Source organism: Nocardia sp. CDC153 (assembly GCF_035818515.1).
In the GTDB taxonomy this organism is placed as follows: Bacteria; Actinomycetota; Actinomycetes; order Mycobacteriales; family Mycobacteriaceae; genus Nocardia.
On record NZ_JAYKYU010000003.1, the window covers coordinates 484,834 to 506,203 of the forward strand.

Genomic DNA, 21,370 nt, shown 5'->3' on the forward strand with positions numbered 1-21,370 from the left:
GCGTCCACAATAATTGCAGACGCCGATTACTTGCAAGCGCGGGCTATCGCGGAAGTGGTCTATCCTGGTGTGAGTCCCCCTCCGACCAGAGGAAACGCGATGACCGCCACCGATCCCGCCATGACCGCCCTCGCCCACGGCTGGTGCGCGCTGTCCCTGCTGCACGGCAAGATCGAGGCCCATGTCGAGCGCGCCCTCCAGTCGGCCCACGGCCTCAGCGTCCGCGAGTACTCCCTGCTCGACGTGCTCTCCCGCCAGCACGACGGCAAGGGCGGCATGCTCCAGATGAAGCAGGTGGCCGACGCCATCGTCCTGTCCCAATCCGCCACCACCCGCCTGGTGACCCGCCTCGAGGACCGCGGCCTGCTCTCCCGCTACCTGTGCCCCGACGACCGCCGCGGCATCTACACCCAGGTCACCGACGCCGGCCACGCCCTGCTCGAAGCCGCCCGGCCCACCAATGACACCGCACTCCGCGAAGCCCTCGCGGCCGCCTCCCACAACCCCGAACTAGCGCCCCTGGTCCGCACCGTCGAATCCCTCGGTGCGCGTAGCTGATTCACGGATGCCCCCGAGATCGACGGGTCTCGGGCGCTCGCGCCGGGTGGCCCGAATCGATAGGTTCGGGGGATGCCTCTCGGACATCTCGGGATCAATGTCAGCGATCTGGCGGGTGCGCGGAAGTACTACGACGAATTGATGCCGCTGCTGGATTACGAGCCGCTGCTGGCGGATGAGACGCAGTTCGCGTATCGGCCCGCGGGCGGGAAGATCGGGACGTATGTGTTCTTCTATCCCGCGGAATCGCCCGGGTACGCACGGGCGCTGCCGGGATTGCAGCATCTGGCGTTCATGGTGCGAACCCGGGCGGCGGTGGAGCGGGTGCACGCGTGGGCGGCGGGGCGCGGGGACGAAATCCTGCACGCGCCACGGGAATTCCCGCAGTATCCGCCGCCCTACTACGCGACGTTCTGGAACGGCTTCGATGGGATCATGCTCGAAGCCGTCTGTCACAAGGACGCGTGAGCGTCAGCAGTAGTAGCAGACGCCGTTGGCGGGCAGCTCGGTGAAGCACGAGCTGCACACGGCCTTGCGGGCCTCGGGGTCCGGCTTGGGGGTGGAGACCGGTCCGGCGGCGGTGACGCGGCGGGGCGCGCCGCCACCCCGGGGGATCAGCGGCGGGATGCCGCCGTCGGAGGGGATATCCGCGCCGTAGGCGGCGTAGCACTGCCAGCGGGCGTAGGCGGCGTGCACCTCGAGGTCGGCGGGGATGGGCAGATGCGCCAATTCCAGGACGTACTTGTAGCTTTCGCTGACCTTGTGGTTCTGCTTGACGCACAGGGCGGTCAGTGGGGGCTCGCCCGCATTGTGGCAACGCCGCGCCACCTTGCGCAGGATGGCGTCCATCCAGGTGCGCGTGGGAGCGTTGGTCCGGATGCCGGACATCTCCTGGATCTGCTCGGCGAGTTCGTTCACCGTGACGAAATGGCCGTAGCCGGAAGCAGTTTCGGCCAGCACCTCATGTGCGGCCAGTGCCCACGCGACGGAAGCGTCGCGGAAGGTCACCGTCTCATCGGAATTCGTACGCCAGGCACCAGAAGTCGTTGCAGCATCCCTCATAGCTCATCAAAGTTAGCGCTTGACCGGGGCGACACGCCAATTCCCTTTGGATATACAGTGTTTCGGTTTGATCACACTCGTCCAGTTACCCGCATAGCGACTACCGACCCACAGAAAAACACTCAGAAATAGGAAAGGCCCGCTTCCCAATCGGGAAGCGGGTAGCCTCTACCCCTCAAACACATTGGCCCGCTTCCCTACTGGGAAGCGGGCCAATGTTCTATGACTTGATCAAGTCATGGAGCGGGCTTACTTGGCCTTCTCCAGGACCTCCACGAGACGCCACCGCTTGGTGGCGGACAGCGGACGGGTCTCCATCAGCTGCACGCGGTCGCCGACACCGGCGATCTCGTTCTCGTCGTGGGCCTTCACCTTCGAGGTGGTGCGGATGATCTTGCCGTAAAGCGGGTGCTTCACACGATCTTCCAGCTCGACCACGATGGTCTTGTTCATCTTGTCGGAAACGACGTAGCCGATGCGCACCTTGCGCGAGCCACGCTCTTCCTGCTTGGCCGGCGTCTTGGCCGGGCCCTTTACGTCGCTCATGCGGCGTCTCCCTTGCCTTCAGGACCGGAGGCCAGGCCGAGCTCGCGCTCGCGCATGACCGTGTAGATGCGCGCGATCTCGTGGCGGACCACACGCAGGCGACGGTTGTTCTGCAACTGACCGGTCGCCATCTGGAAGCGCAGGTTGAACAGCTCTTCCTTGGATTCGCGCAGCTTCGCGACGAGGGCCTCGTTGTCGAGCTCACGGAGCTCTGCGGCCGGATTGGCGGTAGCCATCAGAACTGCTCCTCTCGGGTCACGATGCGGCACTTCATCGGGAGCTTGTGCATCGCGCGGCGCAGGGCCTCGCGAGCGGTCTCCTCGTTCGGGTACGAAAGCTCGAACATGACCCGACCGGGCTTCACGTTCGCGATCCACCACTCGGGCGAACCCTTACCGGAACCCATTCGGGTTTCGGCCGGCTTCTTGGTCAGCGGGCGGTCCGGGTAGATGTTGATCCAGACCTTGCCGCCACGCTTGATGTGGCGGGTCATCGCGATACGAGCGGACTCGATCTGACGGTTGGTCACGTAGGCGGGCTCCAGAGCCTGGATGCCGTACTCGCCGAACGAAACCGCGGTGCCGCCCTTGGCCATACCGGAGCGCTTCGGGTGGTGCTGCTTACGGTGCTTGACCTTGCGGGGCATCAACATAGGTCAGCCCTCCTGGTTCTCTGCCGGAGCCTCCGCGACGGCAGTCGCGGCACGCCCGGCCTCAGTGCTGGTCGCGGTGGTGCCCTGGGCACCGCTGCGACGGGGACGGCTCGGACGCTCGCGACGCGGGCGGTCGTCACGGTCGCGGCCGGACGGGGCCACCGCGGTGACCTCGCGCTTGCCGCCGACGATGTCGCCCTTGTAGATCCAGACCTTCACGCCGATGCGGCCGAAGGTGGTCTTCGCCTCGTACAGGCCGTAGTCGATGTCGGCGCGCAGCGTGTGCAGCGGCACGCGACCCTCACGGTAGAACTCCGAGCGCGACATTTCCGCGCCGCCGAGACGGCCGGAGCACTGCACACGGATGCCCTTGACGTTCGGCGAACGCATGGCCGACTGGATGGCCTTGCGCATCGCGCGACGGAACGCCACACGGTTGGACAGCTGCTCGGCAACACCCTGAGCAACCAGCTGAGCGTCCGACTCGGGGTTCTTGACCTCGAGGATGTTCAGCTGAACCTGCTTCTTGGTGAGCTTCTCCAGCTCGGCGCGAATGCGGTCGGCCTCGGCGCCACGACGGCCGATCACGATGCCCGGACGCGCGGTGTGGATGTCCACACGCACACGGTCACGGGTGCGCTCGATCTCGACCTTCGAGATGCCGGCCCGCTCCATGCCATTGGCGAGGAGCTTGCGGATCGCGACGTCTTCCTTCACGTAGTCCGCGTACTGCTTGTCCGCGTACCAACGCGACTTCCAGTCGGTGGTGATACCGAGGCGGAAGCCATGGGGATTGATCTTCTGTCCCATTTACTTTGCCCCTCCCTTCCGGCGGCTACGAGTGGCAGCGCCGGCGGTGGGCACGCTCTCGACCTCGATGGTGATGTGGCTGGTGCGCTTGCGAATCCGGAACGCGCGGCCCTGGGCCCGCGGCTGGAAACGCTTCATGGTCGCGCCCTCGTCGACGAACGCGGTCGAGATGACCAGGGTCGCCGGGTTCAGGCCCAGGTTGTTCTGCGCGTTGGCGGCGGCCGAGGCGACAACCTTGGCGACCGGCTCGCTGGCGGCCTGCGGCGCGAACTTCAGGATGTTCAGCGCGTCCTCGACTCGCTGGCCGCGGACCATGTCCACGACGCGGCGAGCCTTCATCGGGGTCACGCGAACGTGCTTCGCGGTCGCGCGCGCGGTCGGGTTCTGAGTTTCAGTGCTCATCGCCGCTTGCTCTTCCGATCTTCCTTGACGTGGCTCTTGAACGTACGAGTCGGCGCGAATTCACCGAGCTTGTGTCCAACCATGTTCTCGGACACGAACACCGGCACGTGCTTGCGGCCGTCGTGGACCGAGAACGTGTGACCGATGAAATCCGGGATGATGGTGGAACGACGCGACCAGGTCTTGATGACCTGCTTCGTGCCCTTCTCGTTCTGGACGTCCACCTTCTTGAGGAGGTGTTCGTCGACGAACGGGCCCTTCTTGAGGCTGCGTGGCATGTCTGACCTCCTCCTTAACGCTTCTTGCCGCGGCGGCGGACGATGAGCTTGTCGCTCGGACGGTTGGGCTTACGGGTGCGGCCCTCGGGCTTGCCCCACGGGGAGACCGGGTGGCGACCACCGGAGGTCTTACCCTCACCACCACCGTGCGGGTGGTCGACCGGGTTCATGACCACACCACGGACGGTCGGGCGAACGCCCTTCCACCGCATACGGCCGGCCTTGCCCCAGTTGATGTTCGACTGCTCGGCGTTGCCGACCTCGCCGACGGTGGCGCGGCAGCGCACGTCGACGCGACGGATCTCGCCGGAGGGCATACGCAGGACGGCGTAGGCGCCTTCCTTACCCAGCAGCTGGATGGACATGCCCGCGGCACGAGCCAGCTTGGCGCCGCCGCCCGGACGCAGCTCCACCGCGTGAATGGTGGTACCGGTCGGGATGGAGCGCAGCGGCAGGTTGTTGCCCGGCTTGATGTCCGCGCCCGGGCCCGACTCGATGCGGGTGCCCTGGGTCACGCCCTTGGGGGCGATGATGTAGCGCTTCTCGCCGTCCGCGAAGTGCAGCAGCGCGATGTTCGCGGTGCGGTTCGGGTCGTACTCGATGTGCGCGACCTTGGCGGGGATGCCGTCCTTGTCCAGTCGACGGAAGTCGATCAGACGGTAGGCGCGCTTGTGGCCGCCACCCTTGTGACGAGTGGTGATGCGGCCCTGCGCGTTACGGCCACCGGTCTTGGTGAGCGGACGCAGCAGCGACTTCTCGGGGGTCGAGCGGGTGATCTCGGCGAAGTCCGAGACCGAAGCACCGCGGCGACCCGGGGTCGTCGGCTTGTACTTACGGATTGCCATGAGTTCTTCTCTGCTTTCTGGAGCTCCAGCCGCTTACGCGACCGGGCCTCCGAAGATCTCGATGGGCTTGCTGTCGGCCGAGATGGTCACGAGCGCGCGCTTGGTGTCCTTGCGCTTGCCGTAACCGAAGCGGGTCCGCTTGCGCTTGCCCTGACGGTTGGCGGTGTTGACGCTGGTGACCTTGACACCGAAAACCTTCTCAACGGCGATCTTGATCTGCGTCTTGTTCGAATCCGGGTGCACCAGGAAGGTGTAGGTGCCTTCTTCGATCAGCCCGTAGGACTTCTCGGAGATCACCGGCGCGAGCAGGATGTCGCGGGGATCGGCGATGGTGCTCACTTGCTCTCCTCCTGTGCAGCTTCGGCCGGGCCGTGCACGAAGGCGTTGAGCGCCTCGACCGAGAACACGATCTCGTCCGACTTCAGGACGTCGTAGGTGTTCAGCTGGTCGGGGGCGATCGGGTGCACGCCCTGCAGGTTCGCCACGCTCTTCCACGCGGTGACATCCTCGCGACCGACGACGACCAGGATGTTCTTCCGGTTCGACAGCTCGGCGAGGAACGACTTGGCGACCTTGGTCGACGGGGTCTGGCCCGCGACCAGTTCGGTGATCACGTGGATGCGCTCGTTGCGAGCCCGGTCCGACAGGGCGCCACGCAGCGCGGCGACCTTCATCTTCTTGGGCAGACGCTGCGAGTAGTCACGCGGCTGCGGGCCGTGGACGGTGCCACCACCGGCGAACTGCGGCGCACGGGTCGAACCCTGACGCGCGCGGCCGGTGCCCTTCTGGCGGTACGGCTTCTTGCCACCGCCGGAGACCATGCCCCGGGTCTTGGTGGCGTGCGTGCCCTGGCGAGCCGCGGCCTGCTGGGCCACGACGACCTGGTGCATCAGCGCGATGTTCGCGGTCACGTCGAAGATCTCCGCGGGGAGCTCGACGGTGCCCTCGGTCTTGCCGCCAGCGGCCTTGACCGTGAGGGTCAGGTTGGTCTTGGTCTCGGTGCTCATGCCCGGGCACCACCCTTCACTGCACTCTTGACGATCACGATGCCGCCGGTGCGGCCCGGGATCGCGCCCTTGATCAGCAGCAGGCCGTTCTCGGCGTCCACCTTGTGGACCGAGAGGTTCTGCGTGGTGACGCGGTCGTTACCCATGCGGCCCGACATGCGCATGCCCTTGAAGACACGGCCCGGGGTGGAGCAACCACCGATGGAACCCGGGCGGCGGTGCACGGCCTGCGCACCGTGCGAGGCACCCTGGCCACGGAAGCCGTGGCGCTTCATGGTGCCCGCGAAGCCCTTGCCCTTGGAGGTGCCGGTCACGTCGACGTAGGAGCCCGCCTCGAAGACATCGGCGTTGATCTCCTGGCCGACCTCGAAGGCGGCGGCGTCGGCGACGCGCAGCTCGGCGATGTGGCGGCGCGGGGTGACACCGGCCTTGGCGAACTGGCCGGAGACCGGCTTGTTCACCTTGCGCGGGTCGATGGCGCCGTAGGCGACCTGGATGGCGGCGTAGCCGTCGCGCTCCTGGGTGCGGATCTGGGTAACGACGTTCGGGCCCGCCTTGACGACGGTCACGGGAACGACGCGGTTCTTTTCGTCGAAGACCTGGGTCATGCCGAGCTTGGTGCCCAGGATGCCCGCGGCCGGACGAGTCTTGTTGTCAGTCATATTCGAAGTCCCCGTCACTGAATGTTGACGTCGACGCTGGCCGGCAGGTCGATGCGCATCAGGGCGTCAACCGTCTTCGGCGTCGGGTCGAGGATGTCGATGAGCCGCTTGTGGGTACGCATCTCGAAGTGTTCGCGCGAGTCCTTGTACTTGTGCGGCGAACGGATGACGCAGTACACGTTCTTCTCGGTGGGCAACGGCACCGGGCCGACGACGCGGGCACCGGTACGGGTCACCGTCTCGACGATCTTGCGCGCAGACGCGTCGATCGCCTCATGGTCGTAGGCCTTGAGCCTGATGCGGATCTTCTGTCCCGCCACGCTGAGTGTCCTTTTCTCCGCTTACGTTGTGGTCCAAGAGCTTTCGCTCTCACACCACCCTCATTTGCACAGCCCGAACACACGAAGACGCATCAGCCACCACACGACCGGCCCACCTCGGGCCCGATCCATCGCCGCTGTTCATCTGTCATGGTTCATCCGGTCCACGCGGTCGGGCGTGTCGCCTCGCCGCTCATTCCTCGGCCCGGACCAAAATCCTGTAAGCCTCGGAACATTGTTCCGGACGCACCCACGCCGCAATCCAGCGGGGTGCAAAATTGGGTCTTGCTCACCCACGACCTGCGCTGATCCAACGGAAAAGACGCAACCCGGTGTGGGCAACCCGAACAGTATGCCTCGAGCCATGGGGGCAGTTCAAATCGCCCCCTCCCCCACCCCCGGACCCGATGGCCCAGCTCACAGCGGGTGACGCGGACCCGGACAACCCGGGCGTGAACAGCGCGATGGCCGATGCGCGAAGTGATCTCGCACACCGGCCATTCGAAGAGCGCCGAGGTTCAGCTGAGTCCCTCGACCACCAGGAACGAGCCGCCGCAGTGACGGGTGGGCGCGACCCATGCCATGCCGATCACGCCGCCGCGGTCACGAGCGGCCTCGTTCACGATGTCCGGCAGGGTGGCGTAGACGTAGTTGTCGTCCTGCGGCAGCCGCGAATCGACGTCGAGGATATTGCAGCCGTTCGATTCGTAGATCGGGTCGAGCCAGCCCGGGATCGGGCTGTTGGCCAGCGCCTGGGTCTCGCCGTGGTTGAGCACCACGCCGAAGTAGGTGCCGTTCTGCGGTGCCACGACGGGCTGGATGGCAGCGGCGGAACCGGCCGACACGGTGGCGGCGGCCGCCCCCGCGAGTGCGATGCCGACGGTGGCCACCGCGGTGCGAATACGCATGATTTCGAGAACTCCTGATTTCCCCGACCGCCGACAAGTGTGGCGCCGACCCCCAGCCACGCCCCCGGCGCAGCCGTTCGATTTAACAAGCAACCGGTTGGTTTTGCGCGCCGAGTCGAGGTCATGACCGATTCGCCGACCGATCCGTACGAGCGGCCCGGCCTCTGTTCCAGCGAACTTACTTCTGAGTAAGATAGCGGGCATGGGTAAAGAGACCGCTACGTATCGCGGGTGGAAGAAGCTTCCCGACAATCGGATCGGGCATACGTTGTTTTCGCTCGGGATGGTGGCTCGGGTGCCGTACTTCGGGACGGTGTTGCCGAGTGTGGTGCGGCTGGAGCCGGGGTTGTGCGAGGTGACCGCGCCGAAGTGGTTCGGGATTCACAATCACCTGGGCACGTTCCACGCGATCGCGGCGTGCAATCTGGCCGAGGTGGCGATGGGGATGCTGTCGGAGGCGACCGTGCCGCAGACGCATCGGTGGATTCCCAAGGCGATGAACGTGCAGTACCTGGCCAAGGCGAATTCGGGGCTGCGCGCGGTCGCGAAGCTGCCGGAGGTGCCCGACTTCGAGCAGATCACCGAGGGCCGGGACCTGGTGGTGCCGGTCTCGATCTACGACAAGGACGGGGTGGAGGTCGTGCACGCCGACATCACCACGTGGGTGACACCCAAGTAGATACGGACCGGATGGTCACACCGGGCTGGAAGTGACTCACCAGCCGACACCGAGGGACCTCACAGCTACCGTCAATAGCGTTGCCGCCATGACAGATTCAATACCTGCCGCGGACGGTTCCCAACCCTCTCGTGGGCGGCGTCGGCCCGGTCGCCTCACCCTCGCCCTGGTGGGCTCGGCGCTGGGCATCGCGGCCACGTTGGGCCTGGTGGCCTGCGGTTCGTCGAGTGAGCACGCCGCCAAGGGCGACCAGGAGCAGGGGCCGGGCGGGCATCGGGCCGACGGCGCGCGGGGCGTCGGCGGCACGATCACCACCGAGGGCTCCGGTTCCTGGATGATCACCAAGCGGGACGGCAGGACCGAGACCGTGACCATCTCCCCCACAACGGAATTCGGTACCAAGGCCAAGAGCGAGACCGCCGCCCAGTTCGCCGTCGGCGACCAGATCATGGTGCAGGGCCAGGAATCCAACGGCACCATCACCGCGACCCGCATCCTGCACGCCCGCGATCACACCAAGCCCGATGCGACACAGCCGAATTCAGCCAACGGCACCCCGCCCGCGTCCCCCTCGGCCACCCCGCCGACCAAGTGAGTTCCGACCTACCTAGTTCTCATAGAACGGCAAGTCCGTTGCCGCGCAGCGGACTTGCCGTCATCAACTACCCGCCGGAGTGGTGAGGAACGTCGCCACCGCGGCGATGATCAGCACGATCGGCAGGATCGCCAGCCCGATCCGCACCACCCACGGCGACCAGTAGGCGGGCACCCACTGCCCCACCATCGCCAACGCCCCGAACAGCACCAGCAGCTCGGCGGTATCGAGGTGACCGTAGGTCTGCGGGCAGGTATCGCGCCCGTTGCACGAGTCGGTCGCGAAGGCGCTGAGCACCATGGCCGCGAAGCACACCATCAGGCCCAGGATGGACAGGCCGGTGGAGACGGTGGCGGGCACCCACCAGTAGCGGCGGTCGTCGCGCGGCGTGCCGCCGGGAATGTGCGCGGGCCGCATGGGTGGCTGTCCCGGAGCCCCGAATTGGCTCATCGACTCCTCCTGGCTCGACCCGTTCCCGGCCGCGAATTCACAGAATCCTACTGATCGGCCGCCCGCGACAGCTGATTTCGGCCGCGAGCCAGCTACGTATCCGCGCACGGGCCCGCGGACCACCGCGGAGCGAAGCGGGACGCGGCCTGGTGTGGGGTGGGCGGGGCTGTTTGAATGCGACGTATGAGTGGCCGGGAGGTCGGCGGGGCCGCCGACGTGTGTGTGGTGGGGCTCGGGCCCACGGGGCGGGCGTTGGCGCATCGGGCGATGGTGGCGGGGATGCGGGTGGTGGCGGTGGATCCGCGGCCCAAGCGGCTGTGGGGGCCGACCTATTCGTGCTGGGTGGACGAGCTGCCGGAATGGTTGGGGCCGGGCGCGATTGCCAGCCGGATCGAGGCGCCGGCGGTGTGGACGTCGGCCGAGCACCGGATTCCGCGGCCGTATTGCGTGCTGTCGAAGCAGGGGTTGTTCGATGCGCTGCCGCTGGACGACGCCACCGTGGTGACCGGTCGGGCGCGCACCGTGGAAGCGCATCGGGTGGAGTTGGCCGACGGCACCGAGTTGCGGGCCGCGACCGTGTTCGACACCCGCGGCCAGGCCGCGCCGGGAGCGCGGCGGACCGCCAGCGCGCACGGCATTTTCGTGGACGAGGACATTGCCGCGCCCATGGTGCCCGAGGGCGAGGGCCTGCTGCTGGACTGGCGCGACGAGAACGGCGCGGGCCCGGACGAGCCGCCGTCGTTCCTGTACTCGGTGCCGCTGGGCGACGGCACGGTGATCTTCGAGGAGACCAGCCTCGGCCTGCGCGGCGGCATGCCGCAGCACGAGTTGCGGCGGCGCACGCTGAATCGGCTGGCGGCGCACGGGATTCGACTGCGCGGCGACGAGCCGACCGAGGCGGCGCACTATCCGCTGGACGGGCTGCCGCCGAAAGCCGGTCGCGGACAGGTGATTCCGTTCGGTTCGCGCGGCGGCATGATGCATCCGATCACCGGGTACTGCGTGGCCGATTCGCTGTCGCTGGTGGACACCGCGCTCGCTGCGGTGCAGAACGGTACCGATCCGATCGAGGCGCTGTGGCCGTGGCAGGCGCGGCTGGTCCATTGGATGCGCATGCGCGGCGTCTACGGTCTGGGTCGGTTGACCACCGCCCAGTCCAAGGCCATGTTCGACGCGTTCTTCACCCGCCCGCCCCGCCAGCAGCGCGCCCTGCTGTCCGCGCACGAGGACTACTCGGCGCTGGGTTCGGCCCTGTTCATGACGGTCGCCACCACCTGGCCCTTCCGCTGGCGCTTCGACCTGGTCGGCTGGACCAACCGAAACCGCTGGCTGGATTGGGATTACGAGCGCCCCGACACCCAGATCACACCCAGTTCTCGATCCAGTACTTCCAGATGATCGAGGCGTAGGCGGCCAGCGGCGGCACCTTGATATCGGTGCCCGCGAGCGCGGCGGCGGTGTGGCGGGAGTCGAAGCGGCAGGCGAATTCGCTGTCCTCGATGACCTCGGAGGGGATGCCGACCTGCCGTAGCGCCCATCCCATGCCGGGCACGCGCAGCGTCACGTCGAGGGTCTGTTTGGGCATGACCTCGATGAGGTGCGGCGCCCCGGCCTCGTCAGCGAAGAGGTTGAACACGTCGGCGACGCTCTGCTCGCGCGGATCGACCAGGTGATAGGTGGACGGCCCGTCCCCGGGGCGGTGGGCGATGTGGTCCAGCGCGCGGGCCACGAAATCGACCGGAACCATATTGGTTTCGCCGAGCCGGGGCGCGACCACCGGCAGGATGCGCGGCAGTTGGGCGGCCATGCGCAGCAGCCGGAAGAAGTAGTACGGCCCGTCGATGCGGTCGATCTCGCCGGTGCGCGAGTGGCCGATCACGATCGAGGGCCGGTAGATCCGCCACGGCACCGCGGTCTGCTCGCGCACGTCCTTCTCGGCCCGCAGCATGGCGCGCTGGTAGGGCGCGGGCAGCAGCTGCCCGACGTCGGTCATGTCCTCGGTGAACAGCCCCTCCCACGCCCCGGCGATGCGCGCCGTCGAAACGTGGTGCAGCCGTCCGGCTTCCAGCTCGGCCGCGAGTTCCACCACCCGCCGCGTCCCGCCGCCCGCGCCGACGCTGTCGTAGCCGGCGGCCAGGTGGAAGACGTGGTCGATCGAACCGCGCTGTGCGGCAGTCCAGCTCGAGTCGATGCCGAGCCCGGGCGCGGCGAGGTCGCCGCGCACCGGGCGCACCCGGTCGGGCGCTCCCCATTCGCGCAGGCAGCGGTTGAAGCGCAGCACGGAGTCCTCGCCGGGACGCACCAGCACGTGGACGTCCGCGCCGCGTTTCAGGAGTTCGGGAACCAGAAATCGACCGATGAACCCAGTTGCCCCGGTAACCAGGTAAGCCATAGGGGCAACCTTAACGTGACCCGGACCACATCCCGAGCGGGGCTCGGCAAACCACCCAAAACCCGCACACCAGGCGAATTTTCGGGCCGAGCTACGCTCCGGTTTCCGCCGCCCGCCGGTAGCCGCGCACCGCCGGATAGGCGAACACCACGATCATGCCGAGGCTCCAGGCCAGCGTCTTCCACAGCGGCGTCGCGATGGGCCCGTCGTAGGACAGCCCCTTCATGGCGTCGATGGCGGTGCTCATGGGCTGGTTCTGCACCGTCTTCTGCAGCCACACCGGGTAGGCGAAGACCGGCACGAATCCGGAGTTGAAGAACATCAGCAGGGTGTTGACGATGCCGATGATAGACACCAGCATGACGCCCTCGGTGAGCGTGGCCAGCGCCGTCACCATGACCGCGAAGCCGATGGCGAACAGGATCGGAATCGCCAGCATGGCAATCGATGCGGCGGGCCCGTACCAGAACCGGAAGCCCAGGCACAGCCCGACCACGAGCACGAACAGCGAGGTGATGAGCACGCGGATGGCCTCGGCCAGCAGGCGTCCGGTCAGCCCGGCCGCGCGGTGGACCGGCATGGTGTGGAACCGGCCGAGCAGTCCGCTGGCCTTCTCGACCTTGAATCCGAGTGCGCTCACGATGGATCCGGACATGGCGGCCACCAGCATGACCAGGGGCACGAAGCCGTAGATCGCGGGCTCCTGGATGGCCTTGTGGATGGAGTCGCCGAGCACGATCCGGAACATGATCAGCGTGGCCGCCGGGTAGACCAGCGTCTGAATGGTGGTCGAGGGGTCGCGCATCCAGCCCATGAGCATGCGCTTGCACTGAATCCCGCTCTGTTCCACCCAGACCGCGAACGAGCGCTCCGACCGCGCCTGCACCACCGGCAGCGGCTGATGTCCCGCCCACGAATCCCGTTCGGTCACTTCGGTCGTCACCGCGCCACTCATGATCGCCTCACACTCGCCCAGACCGCGAACGGTGTGAACACGACCGCCGCGCCGATCAACCACACCAGCGGCACCCACAGCACATGCCAGCTCACCCCGTGCTGGGCCATATCGCGCAGCGCGAAGGAGAACTGCGAGATCGGCTGGTTGCGCACGAAGGGCCGCACCCACGCCGGGAATCCGGCCTCGGGCACGAAGCCACACGACAGCATGCCGAAGATGAGGGTGGGCAGGGTCAGCGCCTGGCTCAGGGATTCGGGGCTCTTGGTCAGTGACCCGAGCCCGTCCGCGCCGATGGCCAGAATGGTGCCGACGGCGAGGGAGAACACGCAGAAAAGCACGGCCTGTCCCCATCCGGCGACGAACCGGAAGCCGATCAGGTGCCCCCAGCCCAGCGCCGCGATGAGCGAGACGACCGAGCGCACGAATCCGGCGGACAGCCGCGACAGCAGCGGCACCATGGTGCCGATGGGCATGGTCTGCATGCGGGTGTTGAGTCCGGTCATGGCCTCGAACGCGGCCAGCTGCGCGTTCGACATCATGGTGAAGGACATGGTCTGCAGCACGATGATCGGCATGACGAACTGGGCGTAGTTGATGCCCTGGAACTGCATGACGTACTTCAGCGGCAGGTAGAAGCCGAGGGTGAAGACCAGCGGCACGATGACCGCCACGACGAGTTCGCCCTTGGTGGCCATGACCCAGACGATGCGTCCGGTCAGCGCGCGCCACTGCGCGAAGTTGTTGGGCCGGGCGGGCGGTACGCCGGCGAAGAGGTCGACGCCCTCGGCCGCGGCGGTCATGCCGCGCCTTCCGGCTGCGCGGTTTCCTTGGTCCCGGAGTGTCCGGTGAGGGTGAGGAACACGTCGTCGAGCGAGGGGCGGCGCAGGCCGATGTCGGCGAGCCGCACCCCGGCGCTGTCGAGTCGGCGCAGTGCCTCCGACAGCGTGACCGCGCCCTCCGGGGCCGGGATCGAAAGCCGGTCGGAGCCCGCGAGTTCGGCGCGGACCGCCTCGGGCACCAGATCGCCGAGCGCGTCGGCGGCGGTGGTCAGCTGCTTGGGGTCCAGCGGCACGACCTCGCAGTAGCTGCCGCCGGTCTTCTCCTTGAGCGCGTCCGCGGTGCCCTCCGCGATGACCGTGCCCTTGTCGATGACGATGATGTTGTCGCTGAGGACGTCGGCCTCTTCGAGGTACTGCGTGGTCAGCAGGACCGTGATGCCCTGATTCTTGAGCGCGGTGACCAGGTCCCAGACGCCTTGGCGCGAACGCGGATCCAGGCCGGTGGTGGGTTCGTCGAGGAACACCACCTCGGGCCGGACCACCAGACCGCAGGCGATGTCGACGCGGCGGCGCATGCCGCCGGAGTAGTGGCGCACCGCGCGGCGGCCCGCGCCGGTGAGGTCGAATTCCTCGAGCAGGTTGTCGGCGCGCTGGCGGGCGGCCTTGCGGGGCAGGCCCATGAGGCGGCCGAAGAGCTCGAGGTTCTCACGGCCGGAGAGGTTTTCGTCGAGGGCCGCGTACTGGCCGGTCATCATGATGGACCGGCGGACGGCGGCGGGATCGGCGCGGACATCGTGTCCGGCGATGCGGGCGATGCCGGAGTCGGGGCGCAGCAGGGTGGACAGGATCTTCACCGTGGTGGTCTTGCCCGCCCCGTTGGGCCCGAGAATGCCGAGCACCTGGCCGCGGGCGGCGGTGAAGCTGATTCCCTGCAGCGCGTGCACGTCGCCGAAGGACTTGCGGACGTCTTCGACGTAAACGGCCGGATCGTCGGGTGCTGCGGGTTCCGGTCTGTCCAAGCTGGGCATCAACTCTCCACTATCGGCTGTCGGGCTGAACGATGTCGCCCCATTGCGGCGGGTCCCCACATCTCCGGGACAAGGTTGCTATTGCCCGCAGGGATGATCCACACCGCCGGGCGTGATGTTACCGGCGCATCCGAAGAGCGGGTGTTTCTTAGCCGAAGCAGCGATTTCCAAACTGTGCGCTTGGTCACAAACCGATGGGTTCCCGAATAGCCGCTGCTCCCGGCGCAGACCGGCCGGTATGCGGCGATTTCGCTACCTTGTCGCATCTGCGACTCGAACCATAGTCTTTTGGCGGGGAGAGATATTCACAGGCCACGAGAGGTTGACCATGGCCGAGTCGGCGCAGCCGACAACAGGGCGCGCCGGCGCGGGCCGTTCCAAGTTGTTGACGTCCTACGATCCGCGTACCGGGGAGGTCGTGGGCGAGTACGCCAGCATGGGCGCGGGCGAGGTGACCCGTACCGTCCGGTCCGCGCGCAGCGCCGAACAATGGTGGGCCGCACTGGGATTCGACGGACGCAAGCGCTGGCTGCTGGATTGGAAGCGCAGCCTGGCCCGCGGCACCCGCGATCTGGTCGAACTGATCTCGAGCGAGACCGGCAAGCCGCGCCTGGACGCGGCGCTCGAGGTGACATTGGCGGTGGAACACCTGGATTGGGTTGCGCGCCATGCCGAGCGGACGCTGGGCCGCACCCGCCGCCTGAGCGCGACGCTGCGCCGCGCGCCCACCGGCACCGTCGGCTATCTGCCGCTGGGCGTGGTCGGCGTGCTGGGTCCCTGGCACAATCCCGTTCTCACCCCGATGAATTCGATCGCGGGCGCGATGGCCTCGGGCAATGCGGTGGTGTTCAAGCCCAGCGAGCTGACCCCGGGCGTCGGCGCGTGGCTGGCCGACACCTGGAACCACCTGGCCCCGAATCAGCCTGTGCTGCAGGTGGTCACGGGCGACAGCTCGACCGCCGCCGCGCTGTGCCGCGCCCACGTGGACAAGCTGGCCTACGCGGGCTCGCGCGCGGGTGCGCGGGAGGTGACCGCGCTGGCCGCGCAATCGTCCACTCCCCTGGTCGTCGAGCCGGGCGGCCGCGGATCCATGGTGGTGCAGGTCGACGCCAAGCTCGACGCGGCCGCGGCGGCGGCCGTCTATGGCGCGATGGCGAATTCGGGTCAGCAGCCCGCGGGCGTGCAGTGCGTGTACGTGGCCGAGTCGGTGTACGAGCCGTTCCTCGAGCTGGTCGCCGATCAGGCTCGGCGGCTGCGGCCGGGCGCGGATCGCCGCGCCTCCTACGGACCGATGACCCTGGACAGCCGAATCGATGTGGTGCGCCGCCAGGTTCGCGATGCGGTCACCCGCGGCGGTCGGCTCGTGGTCGGCAGCCTGGAGTCGATTCGCGAGCCCTATATCGAGCCGATCGTGCTCACCGAGGTCCCGGAGGTGAGCACCGCGGTCACCGGCGAGGCCGTCGGCCCGGTGCTGGTGGTCAATCGCGTGGCCACCATGGACGAGGCCGCCGAGCGGGTCAATGCCGCCGAAAAACCGCGCACCGTAGCCGTTTTCACGCGCGACGTGCGCAGCGTCCCGGCGTTCGCCGCGCAGTTGCGCAGCGAACTCGTCACCGTCAATTCGGCCCCGGTCTACGGCGTCAACGGCCCCGGCCGCATCCGCGACCCGCAGACCCTGCGCGAATTCGCCCGCCCCCAGACGATTACCGAGAAGCACCCGCCCGACCAGATCACCCTGGGCACCTTCGACAAGCACCCGCGCCGCCTGCGCGTGGCCCGCGCTCTGTTCCGCCTGCGGCACCGGGTCTGAAACCCGCTGCCGCCCCGGATCATTCGGCGGCCGACGCGCCCAGCAGCACCGAACGCATGAGCGCGCTGACCCGGGCCAGGTTCTCCGGACGCCCGTCGAAGCGGATGCGGCGGCCGACGTCGATGACCTGGGCGATGGCGGCGTGGACGCGGAAGCGCGCCTCGACCTGGTCGCCGTCGAGCAGGTTGGCCCACTCCAGGACGTTCTGCCGCTGGACCGAGCGCAGCCGATGCTGTTCGGAGGCGGGCAGATTGGAGAATTCGGAGAAGTAGACCGGCAGGATCTCCGGCATGGCGAAGGTCATGCGGGAGAAGCGGTCCGCGATGCGCACGGCCGCGTCCGCGCGGCTGGTGGCCTCGGCCAGCGCCTCGTTGTTGGCGATGGCCACCCGCTCGCCGGTGCGGTTGAACGCGGCGGCCAGCAGGTCGGCCTTGCTGGCGAAGTAGCGGTACACGCTCGAGGCGTTGATGCCCGCGGCCGCGCCGATCTCCTCGATGCTGGCCTCGTGGTAGCCCTGCCGCCCGAAGATGCGAATGGCCTCGGTGAGCAACTGCTCCCGCTTGGAGATGACCGGCAGGCCGCGCACGATCGGGTCCCCGGTGACGGGTGCGGGCGCGGGCGGCAGCTCGGTGCGCAGGATGTCCCAGCAGATCTCGGTGATCAGATTGACCAGCCGGGTGGTGGACAGCGCGGTGCGGTGGGCGGTGATGGAGCCGATGGCGCTGAGCACCGCGGCCGCGCGCAGCTGGGTGTCGGCCGGATCGGCGTCCGGGTACAGCTCGGCGATGGCGGCGGCCAGGGTGTCGTGCAGCTCGGTGTAGACGACGCGGATCCGGGCCCGGTCCGCGCGCTCCAGATACCGCCGCTCCCACCGGTACAGCCCGCCCTCGCGGCGCACGTCGATGGTGTACTCGGCAATGCCGCGGATCAGCGCGGTGAGTCGCGGTTCCGGTTCCAATTCGGGATTGTCGGCGGCCTTGGCGGCGTCCAGCAACTGCTGTGCGCCCATTTCGGCGGCGGCCACCAGCAGCGCGTACTTATTGGTGAAGTGGCGGTAGAGCGCCGGGCCGGAGATGCCGACCTCGGCGGCGATCTCGTCCACACCGACCGGGTGATAGCCGCGTTCGGCGAAGGCTCGCGCCGCTACCCGCACGATTTGGGCCTTGCGGTTCTTGGGGCGGCGCCGGGGACCGGCCTCGCCGTCGGTGGACGCGGATTGACCGTCCGGTCGCACGGAAGCGAGGGCTGCCTCGCTGCGATCGGCGACCATACAGTTTCTCCTTCTCGATGACACCGGCTGTTGACAGTGCCGGACGAACGACCTTAAGTTAACCACAATTCGCAATGCGAAACATTGTTCGCGGCATCGCCGCCGCAGATATATCTGGGAGCCCAAATGAATGCTGCATCGCGGAGCGATTCCAACAGGGGCGGTGGTGGGGCGACGGGTGGGCCAGACATCGCGACCACGGACGGTTACACCGCGATTGTGGACGGGCGGGTGCTGCGGATTACCCTCACCAATCCCAAGCGCAAGAACGCGATCACCTACGACACCATGGTCGGCCTCGGCGACACCGTCCGCGCGGCCTCGGCGAACCCGGCCATCCGGGTCATCGTGGTGACCGGGGAGGGCAACGACTTCTGCACGGGCGCGGATCTGTCGGCCACGGACGACTACAACGCACGCGGCATCACGAACGAGATGATCCTGGACGGGGCCAACGCCATGGTCAAGTCGATCGTCGACGCCCCGATCCCGGTCATCGCCCGGGTCAAGGGTTCGGCCGCGGGTATCGGGGTGGCCATCGCGCTGGCCGCCGACCTGACCTATCTGTCCGAGGACTCCTACCTGCTGCTGGCCTTCATCAATATCGGTCTCATGCCCGACGGCGGGGCGGCGGCCATGGTGGCCGCGGCGGCCGGTCGCCCGCTGGCGGCCGAGATGGCGCTGCTGGGCGAACGGCTTCCGGCCCGAAAGGCCCTCGAGCACGGCCTGATCGCGGGCGTCTACCCCGACGCGGACCTGGACGCCAAGGTGGAGTCGGCCACGGCCAAGCTCGCCCACGGCCCGCGCCGCGCCCTGGAACTGACCAAGCGGGCGCTGAATGTGGCGTCGCTGTCCACGCTCGACCTCACCCTGGCCGCCGAGAAGACGGGGCAGTGCGAGCTGCTCGACTCCGCCGATTTCGCCGAGGGCGCGGCGGCCATGCTGCAGAAGCGCAAGGCCGTCTTCGCCGAATAACCCGGCGGCTCAGCTCTTTCCGGTGGCCGTGAGGTAGATCAGCACGATATTGAGCGCGGTGATGACCGCGGCCACCAGCCAGGCCAGGCCGGTGGTGATGCGGTGGTTGACGTTCGAGCCCATGAGGCCGCGGTCGCTGGTGAAGCGGACCAGTGGAATCAGCGCGAACGGGATGCCGAAGGACAGCACCACCTGCGAAATGATCAGTGCGCGAGTGGGATCGACGCCCAGCGCCAGCACCGCCAGCGCGGGGATCAGGGTGACGACGCGGCGCACCACCAGCGGAATGTGCCGGTGCAGCAGGCCCTGCATGATCATGGCCCCCGCGTACGCGCCCACCGAGGTCGACGCCAGCCCCGAGGCGAGCAGCCCGACCGCGAGCAGCAGGCCGGCCACCGGGCCGAGGACCTGCTGCACCGCCGCGTGCGCGCCCTCGATGGTGTCCACGCCGTCGCGACCGCGCAGCGTGCTGGCGGCCATGAGCAGCATGGCCAGGTTCACCGCGCCCGCCAACAGCATGGCCAGGCCGACGTCGTAGCGGGTGATGCGCAGCAGGCGCTTTCGCGGCGCGCCCGCCTCCGGATGCCCGTGCCGGTCGCGGGCCATGCCCGAGTGCAGGTAGACGACGTGCGGCATGACGGTCGCGCCGATCATGGCGGCGGCCAACAGCACGCTGCCCGCACCCTCGAACCGCGGCACCAGGCCACCCACGGCTCCCGAGGCCGAGGGCGGTGAAATGAACACGGAGGCAAGGAATCCGATGGCGATCACGCCGAGCAGCCCGGTGATGACGCGTTCGAAGGGCTGCTGCCCGCGCCGGTTCTGGATCATCAGCAGGAACAGCGAGACGATGCCGGTGATGACGCCGCCGAGCATGAGCGGCAGTCCGAACAGCAGGTTCAGTGCGATCGCGCCGCCGACCACCTCGGCCAGATCCGTTGCCACGGCGACGGTTTCGGCCTGGGCCCAATAGGCCACCCGGATCGGCCGACTCGCCTTCTCCCGCACCACTTCCGGCAGGGACCTACCGGTGACCAGGCCCAGTTTCGCGGACAGGAACTGCACCAGCCCGGCCATGACGTTGGCCATGACGATGACCCACACCAACAGGTAGCCGTACCGCGCGCCCGCGCTGATATTGGACGCCACATTGCCCGGATCGACATACGCGATGGCCGCGACGAAGGCGGGCCCGAGTAAGAGCGTGGCCGACCGCGCTCGCTGAAACGGGCTGGTTCTCTCGGCGACGCTGGTGCTCACCCCTCAAGTTTACGGGTGGCCAAACTTTTTGTTTAGCCCAACCGACCAAGCTGTGACCTTACCCATAACGGCAGCGGCCCGGCACCTTTCCGGTGCCGGGCCGTCATGCTTTGCGCGCGTGAACTTTTGGTTAGATGCCCAAGCCCTGGGCCAGGACCGGCCAGGAGTTGATGAACTCGTCGTTCCAGTAGCCCCACGAGTGGGTGCCGGTGGCCCGGAAGTTGTAGGTGGCCGGGATGCCCAGGGAGTTCAGCTTGTTGGCGAGGTTGTGGCTGCAGTAGTTGGTGCCCGCCTCGATCACGCCGCCGATGAGGATCTGGTTGGCCAGGCCGTACGCGCCGGGCAGGGCGTAGGGACCGTTGAGGGTGTCGTACTGGCCGGGCAGACCGCTGCCGGAGGAGATGTAGAGGTTGATGCCACGCAGCTTCTCGGCATTGATGACCGGGTCGTGGGCCGCCCACTCCGGCGAATCCGAGGGACCGTACATGTTCTCGAGCTTGCCGCCGCCCCAGGTCTCGACGGTCAGGCGCATGAACTCCTGACCCTGCGGGTCGGCCATCTGCGCGCAGCCGGAGTAGGCGGCGACGGACTTGTACAGATCCGGCTTGGCCTCGGCGAGGGTCAGCACGGTGGTGCCGGAGGTGGAGATGCCCGCGGTGGCGTTGACGCCATTGGTGCCGAGGGCGGCGTCGATCAGCGGGGGCAGTTCCTCGGTGAAGAAGGTGGTCCACTTGTTGCGGCCCAGGACCGGATCGTCATTGTCCCAGTCCTGGTAGTAGGACCACTTGCCGCCGATGGGCTGCACGACATTGACGTTCTTGTCGCCGAGGAAGCCGTTGACGATATTGGTCTTCTTGACCCAGGAGGCGTCGTCCTGACCGCCGCCCGCGCCATTGAGCAGGTAGAGGGTCGGGCGCGGGACCGAGGCGTCGGCGGGCCGCTGCACATCGACCGGGTAGGTGGCGCCCATGGCCGCGGAGTAGACGTAGAGCCGAATGTTCCGCTCGTCCTTCATCTCGGCCTTGGTGATCTTGGAACCATCCGCCGACACCGGATCCGCCAGCAGCTTCTTCCCGTCGATGATCGGGTCGGCCGAGGCGCTACCGCCGCCGACTCCGGTCATG

28 protein-coding genes are annotated in these 21,370 nt (G+C 67.7%); 7 read left to right on the forward strand and 21 right to left on the reverse strand.

Features of this window, described 5'->3' with window-relative positions; all coding sequences use genetic code 11:
* The first annotated feature begins 99 nt into the window (after positions 1 to 99).
* Positions 100 to 558, forward strand: coding sequence for a MarR family winged helix-turn-helix transcriptional regulator (locus VMT65_RS18875; protein WP_326309612.1), 459 nt, complete (start codon positions 100 to 102; stop codon positions 556 to 558).
* A 72-nt stretch (positions 559 to 630) separates the two neighbouring features.
* Positions 631 to 1,026, forward strand: a complete 396-nt coding sequence (locus VMT65_RS18880; protein WP_326309613.1) for a VOC family protein — start codon at positions 631 to 633, stop codon at positions 1,024 to 1,026.
* A gap of 3 nt (positions 1,027 to 1,029) precedes the next feature.
* Here VMT65_RS18880 and VMT65_RS18885 read toward each other — a convergent pair whose 3' ends face one another.
* From VMT65_RS18885 to VMT65_RS18945, 13 genes are all read right to left on the reverse strand, one after another.
* Positions 1,030 to 1,566 (reverse strand): hypothetical protein, encoded by a 537-nt coding sequence (locus VMT65_RS18885; protein ID WP_326309614.1) that lies wholly within the window; start codon positions 1,564 to 1,566, stop codon positions 1,030 to 1,032.
* A gap of 303 nt (positions 1,567 to 1,869) precedes the next feature.
* Positions 1,870 to 2,166: a 30S ribosomal protein S17 gene (gene rpsQ / locus VMT65_RS18890; protein WP_039776446.1), complete on the reverse strand. Its 297-nt coding sequence runs from the start codon at positions 2,164 to 2,166 to the stop codon at positions 1,870 to 1,872.
* The gene (gene rpmC, locus VMT65_RS18895; RefSeq protein ID WP_120741277.1) at positions 2,163 to 2,402 is read right to left on the reverse strand and encodes a 50S ribosomal protein L29; all 240 of its coding nucleotides are present in this window, start codon (positions 2,400 to 2,402) and stop codon (positions 2,163 to 2,165) included. Before rpmC ends, rpsQ begins: the two co-directional genes overlap by 4 nt.
* Positions 2,402 to 2,818, reverse strand: a complete 417-nt coding sequence (gene rplP, locus VMT65_RS18900; RefSeq protein WP_181582972.1) for a 50S ribosomal protein L16 — start codon at positions 2,816 to 2,818, stop codon at positions 2,402 to 2,404. Before rplP ends, rpmC begins: the two co-directional genes overlap by 1 nt.
* 3 nt (positions 2,819 to 2,821) lie before the next feature.
* Complete coding sequence (rpsC, locus tag VMT65_RS18905) at positions 2,822 to 3,628, reverse strand: 30S ribosomal protein S3 (RefSeq protein ID WP_040804208.1); 807 nt, start codon at positions 3,626 to 3,628, stop codon at positions 2,822 to 2,824.
* Entirely contained in the window at positions 3,629 to 4,030 is a 402-nt protein-coding gene (rplV, locus tag VMT65_RS18910; protein ID WP_326309617.1) for a 50S ribosomal protein L22, read from the reverse strand.
* Positions 4,027 to 4,308: a 30S ribosomal protein S19 gene (gene rpsS / locus VMT65_RS18915; protein ID WP_019931198.1), complete on the reverse strand. Its 282-nt coding sequence runs from the start codon at positions 4,306 to 4,308 to the stop codon at positions 4,027 to 4,029. Before rpsS ends, rplV begins: the two co-directional genes overlap by 4 nt.
* Before the next feature lie 14 nt (positions 4,309 to 4,322).
* Positions 4,323 to 5,153 carry a 50S ribosomal protein L2 gene (rplB, locus tag VMT65_RS18920; RefSeq protein ID WP_326309618.1) on the reverse strand — a complete coding sequence of 277 codons (831 nt, stop codon included), beginning with the start codon at positions 5,151 to 5,153 and terminating at the stop codon, positions 4,323 to 4,325.
* Between the two features lie 33 nt (positions 5,154 to 5,186).
* Entirely contained in the window at positions 5,187 to 5,492 is a 306-nt protein-coding gene (rplW, locus tag VMT65_RS18925) for a 50S ribosomal protein L23 (protein WP_019045018.1), read from the reverse strand.
* The gene (rplD, locus tag VMT65_RS18930; RefSeq protein WP_326309619.1) at positions 5,489 to 6,160 is read right to left on the reverse strand and encodes a 50S ribosomal protein L4; all 672 of its coding nucleotides are present in this window, start codon (positions 6,158 to 6,160) and stop codon (positions 5,489 to 5,491) included. The genes rplW and rplD overlap by 4 nt, the downstream gene beginning before the upstream one ends.
* Positions 6,157 to 6,822: a 50S ribosomal protein L3 gene (rplC, locus tag VMT65_RS18935; protein WP_326309620.1), complete on the reverse strand. Its 666-nt coding sequence runs from the start codon at positions 6,820 to 6,822 to the stop codon at positions 6,157 to 6,159. The genes rplD and rplC overlap by 4 nt, the downstream gene beginning before the upstream one ends.
* A 14-nt stretch (positions 6,823 to 6,836) precedes the next feature.
* Positions 6,837 to 7,142, reverse strand: a complete 306-nt coding sequence (gene rpsJ / locus VMT65_RS18940; RefSeq protein WP_003938093.1) for a 30S ribosomal protein S10 — start codon at positions 7,140 to 7,142, stop codon at positions 6,837 to 6,839.
* Between the two features lie 518 nt (positions 7,143 to 7,660).
* Positions 7,661 to 8,050, reverse strand: coding sequence for a hypothetical protein (locus VMT65_RS18945; RefSeq protein ID WP_326309621.1), 390 nt, complete (start codon positions 8,048 to 8,050; stop codon positions 7,661 to 7,663).
* A 202-nt stretch (positions 8,051 to 8,252) separates the two neighbouring features.
* On the opposite strand from VMT65_RS18945, the gene VMT65_RS18950 reads away from it, so the two are divergent.
* Together VMT65_RS18950 and VMT65_RS18955 are read left to right on the forward strand one after the other, a co-directional pair.
* The gene (locus VMT65_RS18950) at positions 8,253 to 8,729 is read left to right on the forward strand and encodes a hotdog fold domain-containing protein (RefSeq protein ID WP_326309622.1); all 477 of its coding nucleotides are present in this window, start codon (positions 8,253 to 8,255) and stop codon (positions 8,727 to 8,729) included.
* A gap of 88 nt (positions 8,730 to 8,817) precedes the next feature.
* Entirely contained in the window at positions 8,818 to 9,324 is a 507-nt protein-coding gene (locus VMT65_RS18955; RefSeq protein WP_326309623.1) for a DUF5666 domain-containing protein, read from the forward strand.
* 63 nt (positions 9,325 to 9,387) lie between these two features.
* On the opposite strand, the gene VMT65_RS18960 is transcribed toward VMT65_RS18955, so the two are convergent.
* Positions 9,388 to 9,774 carry a hypothetical protein gene (locus VMT65_RS18960; protein WP_326309624.1) on the reverse strand — a complete coding sequence of 129 codons (387 nt, stop codon included), beginning with the start codon at positions 9,772 to 9,774 and terminating at the stop codon, positions 9,388 to 9,390.
* 183 nt (positions 9,775 to 9,957) lie between these two features.
* On the opposite strand from VMT65_RS18960, the gene VMT65_RS18965 reads away from it, so the two are divergent.
* A complete protein-coding gene (locus tag VMT65_RS18965) occupies positions 9,958 to 11,172 on the forward strand; it encodes a lycopene cyclase family protein (RefSeq protein WP_326309625.1) in 1,215 nt (404 codons plus the stop codon).
* Here the strand turns inward: VMT65_RS18965 and VMT65_RS18970 are convergent.
* The 4 genes from VMT65_RS18970 to VMT65_RS18985 form a co-directional block, all read right to left on the reverse strand.
* Complete coding sequence (locus tag VMT65_RS18970) at positions 11,138 to 12,166, reverse strand: SDR family oxidoreductase (protein WP_326309626.1); 1,029 nt, start codon at positions 12,164 to 12,166, stop codon at positions 11,138 to 11,140. The genes VMT65_RS18965 and VMT65_RS18970 overlap by 35 nt on opposite strands.
* Positions 12,167 to 12,257: 91 nt before the next feature.
* Positions 12,258 to 13,121 carry an ABC transporter permease gene (locus VMT65_RS18975; RefSeq protein ID WP_326309628.1) on the reverse strand — a complete coding sequence of 288 codons (864 nt, stop codon included), beginning with the start codon at positions 13,119 to 13,121 and terminating at the stop codon, positions 12,258 to 12,260.
* A complete protein-coding gene (locus VMT65_RS18980; protein WP_326309629.1) occupies positions 13,118 to 13,924 on the reverse strand; it encodes an ABC transporter permease in 807 nt (268 codons plus the stop codon). The genes VMT65_RS18975 and VMT65_RS18980 overlap by 4 nt, the downstream gene beginning before the upstream one ends.
* A complete protein-coding gene (locus tag VMT65_RS18985) occupies positions 13,921 to 14,931 on the reverse strand; it encodes an ATP-binding cassette domain-containing protein (protein ID WP_326309630.1) in 1,011 nt (336 codons plus the stop codon). The genes VMT65_RS18980 and VMT65_RS18985 overlap by 4 nt, the downstream gene beginning before the upstream one ends.
* Positions 14,932 to 15,259: 328 nt before the next feature.
* On the opposite strand from VMT65_RS18985, the gene VMT65_RS18990 reads away from it, so the two are divergent.
* Positions 15,260 to 16,741, forward strand: a complete 1,482-nt coding sequence (locus VMT65_RS18990) for an aldehyde dehydrogenase family protein (protein ID WP_326309632.1) — start codon at positions 15,260 to 15,262, stop codon at positions 16,739 to 16,741.
* Positions 16,742 to 16,760: 19 nt separating this feature from the next.
* On the opposite strand, the gene VMT65_RS18995 is transcribed toward VMT65_RS18990, so the two are convergent.
* The gene (locus VMT65_RS18995) at positions 16,761 to 18,011 is read right to left on the reverse strand and encodes a TetR/AcrR family transcriptional regulator (protein WP_326309633.1); all 1,251 of its coding nucleotides are present in this window, start codon (positions 18,009 to 18,011) and stop codon (positions 16,761 to 16,763) included.
* 231 nt (positions 18,012 to 18,242) lie between these two features.
* Here VMT65_RS18995 and VMT65_RS19000 point away from each other — a divergent pair, with 231 nt between their 5' ends.
* Positions 18,243 to 18,986, forward strand: a complete 744-nt coding sequence (locus VMT65_RS19000; RefSeq protein ID WP_326309634.1) for an enoyl-CoA hydratase-related protein — start codon at positions 18,243 to 18,245, stop codon at positions 18,984 to 18,986.
* 9 nt (positions 18,987 to 18,995) lie between these two features.
* On the opposite strand, the gene VMT65_RS19005 is transcribed toward VMT65_RS19000, so the two are convergent.
* Positions 18,996 to 20,246, reverse strand: coding sequence for an Nramp family divalent metal transporter (locus tag VMT65_RS19005; RefSeq protein ID WP_326309636.1), 1,251 nt, complete (start codon positions 20,244 to 20,246; stop codon positions 18,996 to 18,998).
* Positions 20,247 to 20,376: 130 nt separating this feature from the next.
* Positions 20,377 to 21,369, reverse strand: a complete 993-nt coding sequence (locus VMT65_RS19010; RefSeq protein ID WP_326310297.1) for an alpha/beta hydrolase — start codon at positions 21,367 to 21,369, stop codon at positions 20,377 to 20,379.
* Position 21,370 lies beyond the last annotated feature (1 nt).

Coding starts and splice junctions, on each gene's coding strand:
- VMT65_RS18875 (WP_326309612.1), top strand. CDS start 100: ATGACCGCCACCGATCCCGCCATGACCGCCCTCGCCCACGGCTGGTGC.
- VMT65_RS18880 (WP_326309613.1), top strand. CDS start 631: ATGCCTCTCGGACATCTCGGGATCAATGTCAGCGATCTGGCGGGTGCG.
- rpsQ (WP_039776446.1), bottom strand. CDS start 2,166: ATGAGCGACGTAAAGGGCCCGGCCAAGACGCCGGCCAAGCAGGAAGAG.
- rpmC (WP_120741277.1), bottom strand. CDS start 2,402: ATGGCTACCGCCAATCCGGCCGCAGAGCTCCGTGAGCTCGACAACGAG.
- rplP (WP_181582972.1), bottom strand. CDS start 2,818: ATGTTGATGCCCCGCAAGGTCAAGCACCGTAAGCAGCACCACCCGAAG.
- rpsC (WP_040804208.1), bottom strand. CDS start 3,628: ATGGGACAGAAGATCAATCCCCATGGCTTCCGCCTCGGTATCACCACC.
- rplV (WP_326309617.1), bottom strand. CDS start 4,030: ATGAGCACTGAAACTCAGAACCCGACCGCGCGCGCGACCGCGAAGCAC.
- rpsS (WP_019931198.1), bottom strand. CDS start 4,308: ATGCCACGCAGCCTCAAGAAGGGCCCGTTCGTCGACGAACACCTCCTC.
- rplB (WP_326309618.1), bottom strand. CDS start 5,153: ATGGCAATCCGTAAGTACAAGCCGACGACCCCGGGTCGCCGCGGTGCT.
- rplD (WP_326309619.1), bottom strand. CDS start 6,160: ATGAGCACCGAGACCAAGACCAACCTGACCCTCACGGTCAAGGCCGCT.
- rplC (WP_326309620.1), bottom strand. CDS start 6,822: ATGACTGACAACAAGACTCGTCCGGCCGCGGGCATCCTGGGCACCAAG.
- VMT65_RS18945 (WP_326309621.1), bottom strand. CDS start 8,050: ATGCGTATTCGCACCGCGGTGGCCACCGTCGGCATCGCACTCGCGGGG.
- VMT65_RS18950 (WP_326309622.1), top strand. CDS start 8,253: ATGGGTAAAGAGACCGCTACGTATCGCGGGTGGAAGAAGCTTCCCGAC.
- VMT65_RS18955 (WP_326309623.1), top strand. CDS start 8,818: ATGACAGATTCAATACCTGCCGCGGACGGTTCCCAACCCTCTCGTGGG.
- VMT65_RS18960 (WP_326309624.1), bottom strand. CDS start 9,774: ATGAGCCAATTCGGGGCTCCGGGACAGCCACCCATGCGGCCCGCGCAC.
- VMT65_RS18965 (WP_326309625.1), top strand. CDS start 9,958: ATGAGTGGCCGGGAGGTCGGCGGGGCCGCCGACGTGTGTGTGGTGGGG.
- VMT65_RS18970 (WP_326309626.1), bottom strand. CDS start 12,166: ATGGCTTACCTGGTTACCGGGGCAACTGGGTTCATCGGTCGATTTCTG.
- VMT65_RS18975 (WP_326309628.1), bottom strand. CDS start 13,121: ATGAGTGGCGCGGTGACGACCGAAGTGACCGAACGGGATTCGTGGGCG.
- VMT65_RS18980 (WP_326309629.1), bottom strand. CDS start 13,924: ATGACCGCCGCGGCCGAGGGCGTCGACCTCTTCGCCGGCGTACCGCCC.
- VMT65_RS18985 (WP_326309630.1), bottom strand. CDS start 14,931: ATGCCCAGCTTGGACAGACCGGAACCCGCAGCACCCGACGATCCGGCC.
- VMT65_RS18990 (WP_326309632.1), top strand. CDS start 15,260: ATGGCCGAGTCGGCGCAGCCGACAACAGGGCGCGCCGGCGCGGGCCGT.
- VMT65_RS18995 (WP_326309633.1), bottom strand. CDS start 18,011: ATGGTCGCCGATCGCAGCGAGGCAGCCCTCGCTTCCGTGCGACCGGAC.
- VMT65_RS19010 (WP_326310297.1), bottom strand. CDS start 21,369: ATGACCGGAGTCGGCGGCGGTAGCGCCTCGGCCGACCCGATCATCGAC.